Genomic DNA, 11,899 nt, shown 5'->3' with positions numbered 1-11,899 from the left:
CTCTCAACCCATCTCGACAGGCGACAGCGACGTGCTCGAAAGTCTTGTTCGGCGCGGGGTGGCATCCCCCTAGAAAGCGGGGCGGCATCCCCCGGAAACCGTCGAAGGCCGCGCCGGCCTTCGAAGGCCGGCGCGCGCCGGGTGACGGGGTGCACGAGGTGACGGGCGGTCACCAGGTGACGGGCAGCTCCCGCAGGCTGTAGACGATGGCGCCGTCGCGGAAGCGCAGTTCCTGCGCGGGCTTGGCGAGCTTCAGCGTCGGAATGCGGGTGATCAGCGTGAGGACGGCCACCTGGAGTTCCACGCGCGAGAGGAACTTCGCGATGCAACTGTGGATTCCGTGCCCGAAGGCCAGCGGGGTGCTGTCCTTGCGGGTGATGTCGAGCCGGTCGGCGTCGGCGTAGACGCTCTCGTCACGGTCGGCCGAGGAGAGCAGGGCGATGACGCCCTCGCCCGCCCTGATCACCTGTCCGGCGATCTCCACGTCCTCCTTGGCGACCCGGCCCACCCCGCACTGCATGACGTTCTGGTGGCGCAGCAGTTCCTCCACGGCGCCGACCACCAGGTCGGGGTTCTCACGGAGTTTCACCAGCTGGTCGGGGTGTTCGAGCAGCGCGAGCACGCTGAGCGCGATGGAGCTGGCGGTGGTGTCGTAGCCGGCCGACAGCAGCATCATGCCGATGACGACGACCTCTTCGCGTCTGATCTCACCGGTCTTGAGCTGGTTCTCCACCAGGAGCCCGAGCACGTCGTCGCTGGGCTCGCGCTCCTTGTGCATGACGAGCTTGGTGAGGTAGCCGAAGAGGGCGCCGGCGGCGGCGTTGCGGTGCGCCTGGCTGGAGGTGGTCTCGACGAGGGTGCCGATCCAGCGGCCGAAGGCCAGCCGGTCCTTGTAGGGGACGCCGAGCAGTTCGCACACGACGGTGAGCGGGATCGGCCGGGCGAAGGCCGACACCAGGTCGGCGGGCTGCGGCCCGGCGAGCAGCGCGTCGATGCGTTCGTCCACGAGCTTCTGCACCGCGGGCCGGATGCTCTCGGCCTTCTTCTTGGTGAACATGCTCATGATCATTCGCCGGTAGCGGGTGTGCTCCGGCGGGTCGACCGTGACGAACGCTCCCGGCTGCGGGTCGACCGGGAAGAGGTAGCGGGGGTAGCCGGGGTTCACCACCTCGGCGCTGAACCGCGGGTCGGCCAGCAGCGCACGTACGTCGGAGTAGCGGCTGACCAGCCAGGCGACGTCGCCGGCGGGGGTCTCGACCCTGCGGACCGGGTGGTCCTCGCGCAGGCGCCCGTACTCGGGGGGCAGGTCCAGGGGATGGTGCGGGTCGCGCGGGGACGGGAACGGGCACGCCGCCGGCACGGAAGACGTGTCGTTCATCGCAGCGGGGCTCCATCCTCGGCGCGGCGGGCGTCGGAGATCCGGTACCGGTTGATTGCGTCCAGGTGGCGGTCGCGCAGCGCGTGGTCGCGCACGCCCAGCCCCTCCGAGGGCGCCAGGCACAGCACGCCGACCTTGCCCTGGTGGGTGTTGCGGTGCACGTCGTACGCGGCCTGCCCGGTCTCCTCCAGCGGGTACACCGTGGACAGCGTCGGGTGGATCCGCCCCTGGGCGACCAGCCGGTTCGCCTCCCATGCCTCGCGGTAGGTGGCGAAGTGGGTGCCGATGACGCGCTTGAGGTGCATCCACAGATAGCGGTTGTCGTACTGGTGGAGAAAGCCGCTGGTGGAGGCACAGGTGACGATGGTGCCGCCGCGTCTGGCGACGTACACACTGGCGCCGAAGGTCTCCCGGCCGGGGTGCTCGAAGACGATGTCCGGGTCCTGGCCGCCGGTCAGTTCGCGGATCCGCGCGCCGAACCGCTTCCACTCCCTGGGGTCCTGGGTGTGCTCGTCGCTCCAGAACCGGTATCCCTCGGCGGACCGGTCGATGATCAGCTCGGCGCCGGCCCTGCGGACGACCTCCGCCTTCTGCGGCGAGGAGACCACGCACACCGGCGTCGCGCCGCCGTTGAGGGCGAGCTGGGTGGCGTAGGAGCCGAGCCCGCCGGAGGCGCCCCAGATCAGGACCGTGTCGCCCTGCTTCATGTTCGCGCCGTTGGCGGAGACGAGTTGCCGGTACGCGGTGGAGTTGACCAGGCCCGGCGCCGCCGCCTCCTCCCAGGTGAGGTGCTCCGGCTTGGGCATCAGCTGGTTTGCCTTGACCAGGGCGAGCTCGGCGAGGCCGCCGTAGTTGGTCTCGAAGCCCCAGATGCGCTGCTGCGGGTCGAGCATGGTGTCGCCGTGGCCGTCCGGGTGCTCCAGTTCGACGTCCAGGCAGTGCGCCACGACGCGGTCGCCGGGCTGCCATGCGGTGACGCCCGTGCCGACGCGGAGCACGACGCCGGCGAGGTCGGAGCCGAGCACATGGTGGGGCAGGTCGTGCTTGCCGCCGAGCCGCTTGAGGAAGGTGAAGGTGGGCAGCGGCTCGAAGATCGAGGACCACACCGTGTTGTAGTTGACGGACGATGCCATCACCGCGATCAGCGCCTCGCCCGGCCCGACCTCGGGGGTCCGCACCTCGGCCAGGCGCAGCGATCGGCGCGGGTCCTTCTCCCGGGTCCGCAGTCCCTCGAACATGCCGACGTCCTCGCGGCGGACCACGACCCCCCGGTAGCTGTCGGGCACCGGCAGGGCTTCAAAATCCCGGGGCCCCGCGTCATCCGACTCGATGGCACTCAGGATCTCGCTCATCCGGGCACTCCTCACGACGGCCTCAGGGTCTGACACCACCGTAGGAGCGGGAACACTAGGGATTCTGCGAGTCCTTGGGCCGCGGAAGTCTAGTGATCCCCCACGCTCCCCGTGCGGTCTGCTGGTCGGGCAAACCGTGTCGCCCTGGACCTCAAGGGGAGTGCCGTGTGCTGATCGGATTCCTGAAAACCCATCTGCGGCCCTACCGCCGAGGGCTTGTGGCCCTGCTGGTGCTGCAACTGATCCAGACCGTGGCCACCCTGCTGCTGCCCACCCTGAACGCCGCCGTCATCGACCACGGCATCCTCACCGGCGACGTGGAGTACATCTTCACCATCGGCGCGGTGATGCTGGCCGTCGCCGTGGTGCAGATCGTCACCGCCGCCGGCGCCGTCGTGTTCGCCGCCCGGTGCGCGGCCGGCCTCGGACGCGATCTGCGCCGCCGGGTCTTCCGGGCCGTGCTCGGCCTGTCGGCGCGCGAGGTGGGCGAGATCGGCACGCCCTCGCTCCTCACCCGCACCGTGAACGACGTCCAGCAGGTGCAGACCATCGTCCTGACGACGGCGGACGTGGCGGTGTCGGCGGTCATCATGTGCCTGGGCGGAGTCGTGCTGGCCGTCCTCCAGGACGTCGCGGTGTCCGTGGTCGTCGTCGCGCTCGTGGTGGCCGTGATCGCGAGCCTGACGGTGGTGCTGGGCCGGCTGAGCCCGTTCTACGCGCGCATGCAGAAGTCCATGGACCGCATCAACCACCTGCTGCGCGAGCGGATCAGCGGGGTGCGGGTGATCCGCGCCTTCGTCCGCGACGACCATGAGCGTGCCCGCTTCGACCGCGCGAACGACGAGCTGTTCGAGGTGTCGCTGCGGGTGGGGCGGATCATCGCGGCCATGCCGGTCGTGGTGATGATCGTGATGAACGTCCTGACCGTGGTGATCATCTGGGTCTCCGGGCGGCGGATCGACGCCGGCGACATGCAACTGGGCGCCCTCACCGCGCTGCTCAGCTACGTCACGCTGATCATCGTCTCGATCATCATGGCGGTGATGGTGTTCACCGAGGGCTCGCGGGCCGCCGTCTCGGCCGGGCGTATCCAGGAGGTGCTGGACGCCCGCACCAGCGTGCCGGCGCCCGAGCGTCCGGTGCGGGAGCTTCCCGCCCCCGGCCACCTCGAACTGCGGGGCGCCGCCTTCGGCTACCCCGGTGCGGAGAAGCCCGTCCTGCGCGACGTCGACCTCGTCGTCCGGCCCGGTCAGAAGGTCGCGATCCTCGGCAGCATCGGCAGCGGCAAGTCGACGCTCCTGAACCTGGTGCTGCGGCTGTACGACGTCACCGCCGGCCACATCCGGGTGCACGGCGTCGACGTACGCGCCCTCGACCCGGCGGTGCTGTCGCAGACCGTCGGCCATGTGCCGCAGCAGCCGCACCTGTTCAGCGGCACCGTGGCCTCGAACCTGCGCTTCGGCCGCCCCGACGCCACGGACGCCGAACTGTGGCACGCGCTGGAGGTCGCCCAGGCACGGGAGTTCGTCGAGCGGATCGGGCTGGACGCGCCGGTGGCGCAGGGCGGTTCCAATCTCTCCGGCGGCCAGCGCCAGCGTCTGGCGATCGCCCGGACGCTGCTCCGACGCCCCGGCATCTACCTGCTGGACGACTGCTTCTCCGCCCTCGACCACGGCACCGAGGCCCGGCTGCGGGCCGCGCTGGCGACCGAACTCGCCGACGCGACGGTGCTCCTGGTGACGCAGCGGGTGGGCGCGGCCGAGGACGCCGACCACGTCCTGCTGCTGGACGACGGACACGTGGTCGGCTCCGGCACGCCCGCACAGCTGTCGCGGGACAACCCCACCTATCGGGAGATCGCGCTCTCCCAGCCCGCCCACCAGGAGATCCGATGACCGCCCCGACCCGCGAGGCGCCCCCGGCGGCCGTACCCGTACCCGCCGAGAAACACGAACCCGCCACCACCGGACGGCTCCTGGGCCTGCTGCGGCCCTACCGGGCCAAGCTCGTCCCGATGGCCCTGCTCGGCACCGCCTCGATCGTGCTGAACCTGCTGGGCCCCAAACTCCTCGGCGACGCCACCGACCTCATCTTCGCCGGTCTCGTGGGCCGCTCGCTGCCCGCGAACGCGTCGGAGGAGCAGGTGCTGGAGCATCTGCGCGCCGACGGCAAGGACACCGTCGCCAACGTCATCAGCACCGTCGACGTCACCCCGGGCCAGGGCGTGGACCTGCGTGCGCTGGGCGGGGTGCTCGCGGTCATCGTCGCCCTGTACGTGGTGGGTTCGCTGTGCATGCTGGCGCAGGGGCGGCTCGCCGCCGCGGTGGTGCAGCACGCGGTGCACCGGCTGCGCGAGGACGTCGACGCCAAGCTCACCCGCCTGCCGGTGGGTTACTTCGACCGCAACCCGCGCGGAGAGGTGCTCAGCCGGGTCACCAACGACATCGACAACCTCCAGCGCACCCTGCAGCAGACCATCGGCCAGATGATCAACTCGGTCTTCTCGGTCGTCGGTGTGCTGGCCATCATGCTGGTGATCTCCGTCGAGCTGGCGCTGTTCGTGCTGCTCAGCGTGCCGGTGGCGCTGGCACTCGCGACCTGGATCAGCAAACGGGCGTGGCCGCGCGTGCAGCAGCAGTGGAAGAGCACCGGCGAGCTGAGCGCCCACGTCGAGGAGAGCTACAGCGGTCACTCCCTGGTCAAGGCGTTCGGCCGCCGGGAACTCGCCGAGGAGCGGTTCGACGAGCACAACGAGGCGCTGTACCACTCCGGTTACCGCGCCCAGGCGTTCTCCGGTCTCGTCTCTCCCACGACGCGCTTCGTGACCGACCTCAACTACGTGCTGGTGGCGGTGGTGGGCGCGCTGCGGGTGGCCTCGGGTGCGGTGACGATCGGCGACGTGCAGGCGTTCATCCAGTACTCGGGCATGTTCAGCCGCCCGATCATCGACGTGTCCAACTTCTCCGGCCAGCTCCAGTCCGGCATCGCCTCGGCCCGCCGCGTCTTCGAACTCCTCGACGAGCCCGAGCAGTCGCCCGCCCCGGCCTCCCCGAAGCGCATGGCCTCGGTGCGGGGCCGGGTCGAGTTCTCGGACGTGTCGTTCCGTTACCTGCCCGACGAGCCGCTGATCGAGAACCTGTCCCTCACGGCGGAGCCGGGCCAACTGGTGGCGATCGTCGGCCCCACCGGCGCCGGCAAGACGACCCTGGGTAACCTGCTGCTGCGCTTCTACGACCCCGACGCCGGCCGCATCCTCCTGGACGGCGTCGACACCCCCGCCCTGACCCGCGCGGACCTGCGCTCGCGCATCGGCCTGGTGTCGCAGGACACCTGGCTGTTCCACGGCACCATCGCCGAGAACATCGCCTACGGCCGCCCGGGGGCCACCCGTGCGGAGGTCGTGGACGCCGCCCGGGCCATGTGCGTGGACCGGTTCGTGCGCGCCCTGCCGGACGGCTACGACACCGTGCTGGACGACGACCACGGCGGTCTGAGCGCCGGCGAGCGGCAACTGATCACGCTGGCGCGGGCCTTCCTCGCGCAGCCGGCGATCCTGGTCCTGGACGAGGCCACCTCGTCGGTCGACACCCGCACCGAGGCGCTGATCCAGCAAGCCATGGTGTCCCTGCGGGCGGGCCGCACGAGCTTTGTGATCGCGCACCGCCTGTCCACCGTCCGGGGCGCCGACCTGATCGTCGTCATGGACCGCGGCAACGTGGTGGAGCGCGGCACGCACGCCGAACTGCTGGGCCGCGGCGGGTTCTACGCCAAGCTCCACTCCGCCTGAGCGGTAAGAGGGCAAGAACGAGCGGGGCGCGCACCGGGTGCGCGCCCCGCTCGGGGTCTGCGGTGGGTCCCGCGAGCTACCAGCCGGCGGCTGCCAGCAGTTCGCCGTACTCGTGCTCGGTGGCGACGTGCTTGAGGTCGGCGTCGACCATCATCCGGATCAGCGACGTGAAGTCGACCTCGGGCTTCCAGCCCAGTTCCTGGCGGACGCGGGTGGTGTCCGCGCAGAGGATCTCCACCTCGGCGGGACGCACCAGCGCGGGGTCGATGTACACGTGGTCCTGCCAGTTGAGCCCGACGTGCTCGAAGGCGAGGCTCATGGCCTCGCGCACCGAGTGCATCTCGCCGGTGCCGACGACGTAGTCGTCGGGCTTTTCCTGCTGCAGCATCAGGTGCATGGCCCGCACGTAGTCGCCGGCGAAGCCCCAGTCGCGCAGGGCGTCGATGTTGCCGAGGGGGAGTTTCTCCTGGAGGCCCAGTTTGATCCGGGCGACGCCCAGGGAGATCTTGCGGGTCACGAACTCCGCGCCGCGGCGCGGGGATTCGTGGTTGAAGAGGATGCCGCCGACGGCGTACATGCCGAACGACTCGCGGTAGTTGCGGGTGATGAAGTGGCCGTACGCCTTGGCCACGCCGTAGGGGCTGCGCGGGTGGAAGATGGTCGTCTCGCGCTGCGGGGTCTCCGCGGCCTTGCCGAACATCTCCGAGGACGACGCCTGGTAGAAGCGGATCTGCTTGCCGGTGGCGTGCCGCGAGGCGGACAGGCCGGAGACCTGGCGGATCGCCTCCAGCATGCGCAGCACGCCCATGGCGTTGACCTCGGTGACGAGTTCGGCCTGCTGCCACGACATCGGTACGAAGGAGATGGCGCCGAGGTTGTAGACCTCGTCCGGCTGGACGAGGTCCACCGCCGAGACCAGGGACGCCTGGTCCATCAGGTCGCCGTCGACGAAGGACAGTTCGGACATCAGCCGGGCCACCCGCGACTTGCGCGGGTTGGCCTGACCTCGCATCAGTCCCCACACCTGATAGCCCTGCTTGATCAGATGCTCTGCGAGGTACGAGCCGTCCTGCCCGGTGATGCCGGTGATGAGTGCACGCCTGGTCATCCGGTTTCCTCTCAGCACGCGGAAGGTCCGCGAGGCGACGGACCCGGAACTGGTGTCAAAGTAGAGCGCCGAGCACTAGGTGATTCGCCGGAAAGCAGGTCCATCACCGCTGTGCTGTGCTCGGCGAGGAAGAAGTGGCCGCCGGGGAACACCCGCAGCTGGAACGGGCCCGTGGTCCGCTCCTGCCAGTCGGCCGCCTCCTGGACGGTCGTCTTGGGGTCGGCGTCCCCGGTGAGCGCCGTGACCGGGCAGGTCAGCGGTGGTCCAGGCCGGTAGCGGTAGGTCTCGGCGGCGCGGTAGTCGCCGCGGATCGCGGGTAGCACCATGCGGACCAGTTCCTCGTCGTCGAAGACGCGCGAGTCCGTGCCGGCCAGCCGGCGCACCTCGGCGATCACGCCCGCGTCGTCGAGCCGGTGCACCTGCTCGTCGTGGGAGTGCTGCGGCGCCCGGCGCCCGGACACATAGAGGTGGGCCACCTCCGCCGACCTGGCCTGGAGCGCCGTCGCGACCTCGAACGCCACGGAGGCGCCCATGCTGTGCCCGAACAGCACCAGCGGGCGGTCGCGCAGCGGGGCGACCACCTCGGTGATGCGCCGGGCCAGGACGTGTACGTCGTCGATCAGGGGCTCGTTGTGACGGTCCTGGCGGCCCGGGTACTGCACCACCAGCACCTCGGCGCGCGTGGCCAGCCCGGTGGCGAGCGGCCGGTACCAGCTGGCCGCACCGCCGGCGTGCGGAAAGCACACCACACGGGGTGCGGCACCTTGCGGCGCGTCGTGGAAACGGCGCAGCCAGAGATCGGTATCCGATAGGAGGGGCATGGTTCCGGATCCAACCAGCGTCCCACCTGAGAAAAGCCCTAGTCTGCCGACAGCCCCGCGCACCTCCTGTACCTCGTATCGAAAGGTCGTCGCTTTGCTGCCTGTTGGGTCACCATGTGAGGTGCCCCAGGGGATGGCGCCTGCCGCCGGGGCACGATCTACTTGTCGCCCCCCGCGCCGGACCTCCGGGCGATCACCCCGGGCGTGGTTGGCCATGGCCCGCAGGTGGTCGGTGATGGTCTTCGCGGGGTGCTGGGCGGACGGGCCGCACGGGGCGATCGGATTGGACGCGAGAGCGACGAGCCAGAGGAGCCCAAGCAGGGCGGGAACGATCTGGCCGAACTCTGCGATGTGCGTCAACACGGTGAAGTCTTCCTCCCGTTGTCGTGATGTGGGTGCGCCGGGCGCCTCGGCACGGCTCAAGAATCACGACACGGAAAACAAGATCGAAAACAGCGTTGTAGCAGGTCGCGGAACCCCTAGGACCCCACACGCCACGCCGGTATGTGATGCACCTCACATTGCGGGTTGAGTCGGCATCAGAAAATGCGCAGGTCAGGGCACTTGCTCACCGCTTGCCACCCTGGTCGATTTGGAGATGCCGAGTAGTCTCCGGCCGGCCGTTTCGGACTCCCGGACCTGACCAGTTACTCGCGGCACAGCAGCGCTGTTCGGAGCCCGCACGGCCTCCTGGCCGGGGCATGTACGCCCAGATGGCGCGTATCGCGCTCAAGCTGCAGTGGGCGCGCTTCTACGACTTCAGCGCCGACCGAATGCCGCAGTTCCTCGCCGAACTTGCCAAGAGGGCGAGCCGACCATGCCGCCTTGGACGTGGCGCGCGGACGCGCCACACCCCTTGGGACTCCGGCTGACGGGTCTGCGAAGTCGGGTCTAGTGTTGTGACCGCGAACGTTCACCGGGTTGGTCGTGATGTGCTCGATCGCCGGACGGTTGGATAACCCAGCTCGTGCGGCGATTGAGCCCGCCTCAGGTCCTCCTTCAGCAGGTGCGCCCTCATCCGCAGGGCGGATACGGTCCGCCGTAGCGGACGAAGCGCGGCCGCTATGTCCAGGGCCAGCATGTACGTCATGACGACAGCGACCACCCCTCTCCCCGCCTCCGTACCTGCGCCTGTCTGGGCTCGCCTCGCGGCCCACGCCATCGCTCTGTGCGCCGTCCCTTCCGGCCTGTGGCGGATCGCCATGGCATCCGGTGTCTATGTGGGCTACAGCGACCAAGTGCTGCACGACGTCTTCGACATCCCGGGCTGGGGCATCGCGTACGTCGTCGGCCTCTCCGTCCTCACTGAGCTGGCCGCTCTGTTTCCGCTGCTGCTCGTCAGCGACCGGTGGAGGCCGCTGCGCCCCAGGGTTCTCGCCCCGCTGGCCTGGACCGCCTCGGGCGTCCTGTTCCTGGTGGCGCTGTGGCAACTCGTGGTCGCTTTCACCGTCGAGAGCCAGACGTACATGTCGAGCGGTACGGCGCAGACTGTCTGGGGGTTCGCTTTTGCCCCGCTTTTCGCCATCCCGGCCCTGATGACCGCGGTGACCTGGTCGTACGCAAAGCGGCACCGGGCACGGGGACAGGCATAGGCCCGTACCACGTCCTTGACATCGGCTAACCCTGTTCCACCGCTTCCCGGCCCGACAAGCGTGGCCGATGGCTGAGCCGCCCGGTGATCGTTTTCCGATCACCGGGTTGAGCGGTCAGGCTGCTGTGGTGAGGGGCGTCCGCTCCAGCGGATGCCCTTCTCCTTGCGGATGCAGGCGTCTTCCTTGCGCTGGGCGGCGAGGACGTCGGGGTGGCGGGCCTTGGCGTTGCGCCAGCGCAGGTAGCGGTCCAGGGCCCCGGGTCTGTGCGGGATGGGGACGGGCCACTGTCGCAGCGCACAGGGGTTCAGTTCGGTGCTCCCCAAGCTTGGCGTCCGGAGGTCCTGGATGGCGTCCGAACTTCCTTGTCAGACACGCGCGTTGGGCAGTGCCAGGGCCTGGAAGAAGCGCGGTGCCGATCCGTGTTGCTTCCTGTGACGGACACCATCTCTCACAGGGCCTGCGAGGAGATATTGAGCATGACCGAGATCAGTACGGGCGGCGACCTGGTCACTTACATCAATGTCTTCACTGTCGCTCCCGAGAATCAGCAACGTCTCATCGAGCTGCTCCAGTACATGGCGCGGGAGGTCATGCCGAAGCAGCCTGGCTATGTGCAGGCCAATATTCACCGGGGTCTTGAGGGAACTCGAGTGGCCAACTACAACCAGTGGCGCTCGCAAGCGGATCTGGCGGCCGCGCGCGAAGACGCCGATGTGCGGGCGTGCATGGAGCAAGTACTGGAGATCGCGACGCTCGACCTCGTACCGTACGAGGTTGTCTCCGTACACCGGCCGTAGTTAGTGGCCGGAAGGTTGGCTTTGTGCACTACGAGGATGGCCAGCTGCTCGAAATCCTCGTTCTGGCCGGCTGGTACCGCACGATCAGCTACATGACCAATGGGCTCCTCCTGGAAGAGGAACCCTGAGGCACCCGCTTCCCGGCCCGGTGACCGCACTCCGCACATGCTTGGCCGTTGACCAGCAGTGCGGGACAGCTCTTCAGACGGGCTGGAAACAGTGATCTCACAGGAGGGCATTCATGCGTGCCATGCGGTTCGGGAGGTTCGGTGGGCCGGAGGTCCTGGAGGAGGCCGATGTGCCAGATCCGCTGGCGGGGCCGGGCGAGACTCTGGTCCAGGTGGAGGGCCGCGGGTGTCAATTTCGGCGACATCAAGCAGATCGCGGGCGAGCACACCGACGGTCCCTACGCCCCCCAAGGCCCGCTGCCCCGTATTCCTGGCATGGAGGTCGTCGGCCGGACCGCAGCCGGCCGACGAGTCCTCGGCTATGTTCCGCAGGGCGGTTACGCTGCCAAGACGGTCGTCGCCGACCGCCACCTGGTCGCGTTACCGCAGGGGGTGGCTGCGGGCGAAGCGCCAATCACGGACACCCGGTTCGACATCGTCCTGGACGCCATCGGCGGCCCCGTCCTCGACGCCGGCCTGGACACACTCGGACACCTCGGCCGACTGGTGACCTACGGCGCCTCGTCCCGGCAGACAGCCTCCGCTATTGCGCCGAGCCGACTGGCGGTGGACAACATCACCGTCGCCGGCTTCTGGGTCATCCCGCTCATCGCCAGGAACGGCGCCGGCGGTGCGGAGCTGGCGGAGCTGCTCGACCTCACGGCGCGGCGTCGCCTGCGGCCCTTGGTCGGCGCGGAGTACGACCTGGCGCGGGCCCGCGACGCGCACGAGGATCTGCTTGGCCGTCATACGAAGGGGAAGCTGGTCCTCCGTCCTTGAAGCGAACGTCCGTCTTGCCACCGGACGGTCCCCACTGTCGGCCCGCGGCGACCCCACCGTATGGTTCGAGGACAGCCACCCCGTGCCCGAGCAGGAACCGCTGAGCAGCTTCTTCCT

The 11,899-nt window shown here is 69.3% G+C and carries 10 protein-coding genes; 5 read left to right on the top strand and 5 right to left on the bottom strand.

Annotated features, from left to right (window positions below):
- Positions 1 to 169 precede the first annotated feature (169 nt).
- The gene (locus ACTMVF_RS18060; protein ID WP_441272067.1) at positions 170 to 1,378 is read right to left on the bottom strand and encodes a cytochrome P450; all 1,209 of its coding nucleotides are present in this window, start codon (positions 1,376 to 1,378) and stop codon (positions 170 to 172) included.
- Positions 1,375 to 2,730 (bottom strand): crotonyl-CoA carboxylase/reductase, encoded by a 1,356-nt coding sequence (gene ccrA / locus ACTMVF_RS18055; protein ID WP_441272066.1) that lies wholly within the window; start codon positions 2,728 to 2,730, stop codon positions 1,375 to 1,377. The genes ACTMVF_RS18060 and ccrA overlap by 4 nt, the downstream gene beginning before the upstream one ends.
- A 167-nt stretch (positions 2,731 to 2,897) precedes the next feature.
- Here ccrA and ACTMVF_RS18050 point away from each other — a divergent pair, with 167 nt between their 5' ends.
- A complete protein-coding gene (locus ACTMVF_RS18050; RefSeq protein ID WP_441272065.1) occupies positions 2,898 to 4,625 on the top strand; it encodes an ABC transporter ATP-binding protein in 1,728 nt (575 codons plus the stop codon).
- Positions 4,622 to 6,517 carry an ABC transporter ATP-binding protein gene (locus ACTMVF_RS18045; RefSeq protein ID WP_441272064.1) on the top strand — a complete coding sequence of 632 codons (1,896 nt, stop codon included), beginning with the start codon at positions 4,622 to 4,624 and terminating at the stop codon, positions 6,515 to 6,517. The genes ACTMVF_RS18050 and ACTMVF_RS18045 overlap by 4 nt, the downstream gene beginning before the upstream one ends.
- A 76-nt stretch (positions 6,518 to 6,593) precedes the next feature.
- Here the strand turns inward: ACTMVF_RS18045 and ACTMVF_RS18040 are convergent, their stop codons facing one another.
- Together ACTMVF_RS18040 and ACTMVF_RS18035 are read right to left on the bottom strand one after the other, a co-directional pair.
- Complete coding sequence (locus ACTMVF_RS18040; RefSeq protein WP_441272063.1) at positions 6,594 to 7,625, bottom strand: GDP-mannose 4,6-dehydratase; 1,032 nt, start codon at positions 7,623 to 7,625, stop codon at positions 6,594 to 6,596.
- Between the two features lie 11 nt (positions 7,626 to 7,636).
- Positions 7,637 to 8,446, bottom strand: coding sequence for a thioesterase II family protein (locus tag ACTMVF_RS18035; RefSeq protein ID WP_441272062.1), 810 nt, complete (start codon positions 8,444 to 8,446; stop codon positions 7,637 to 7,639).
- Between the two features lie 1,079 nt (positions 8,447 to 9,525).
- Here ACTMVF_RS18035 and ACTMVF_RS18030 point away from each other — a divergent pair.
- Entirely contained in the window at positions 9,526 to 10,038 is a 513-nt protein-coding gene (locus ACTMVF_RS18030; protein WP_441272096.1) for a hypothetical protein, read from the top strand.
- 98 nt (positions 10,039 to 10,136) lie between these two features.
- Here ACTMVF_RS18030 and ACTMVF_RS18025 read toward each other — a convergent pair whose 3' ends face one another.
- Positions 10,137 to 10,361, bottom strand: a complete 225-nt coding sequence (locus tag ACTMVF_RS18025; protein WP_441272061.1) for a hypothetical protein — start codon at positions 10,359 to 10,361, stop codon at positions 10,137 to 10,139.
- Positions 10,362 to 10,514: 153 nt separating this feature from the next.
- Between ACTMVF_RS18025 and ACTMVF_RS18020 the strand changes: the two genes are divergently transcribed.
- Both ACTMVF_RS18020 and ACTMVF_RS18015 read left to right on the top strand, forming a co-directional pair.
- On the top strand, positions 10,515 to 10,835 hold the full coding sequence (locus ACTMVF_RS18020; protein ID WP_031117185.1) for an antibiotic biosynthesis monooxygenase family protein: 321 nt from the start codon (positions 10,515 to 10,517) through the stop codon (positions 10,833 to 10,835).
- Between the two features lie 296 nt (positions 10,836 to 11,131).
- Positions 11,132 to 11,782, top strand: a complete 651-nt coding sequence (locus ACTMVF_RS18015; protein WP_441272060.1) for a zinc-binding dehydrogenase — start codon at positions 11,132 to 11,134, stop codon at positions 11,780 to 11,782.
- The last annotated feature ends 117 nt before the right edge of the window (positions 11,783 to 11,899 follow it).

Source organism: Streptomyces sp. SD31 (assembly GCF_052068475.1).
Classification (GTDB): Bacteria; Actinomycetota; Actinomycetes; order Streptomycetales; family Streptomycetaceae; genus Streptomyces.
The sequence above is the reverse complement of the archived record's forward strand: the minus strand, read 5'-3'. Positions and strand labels throughout refer to the sequence as shown.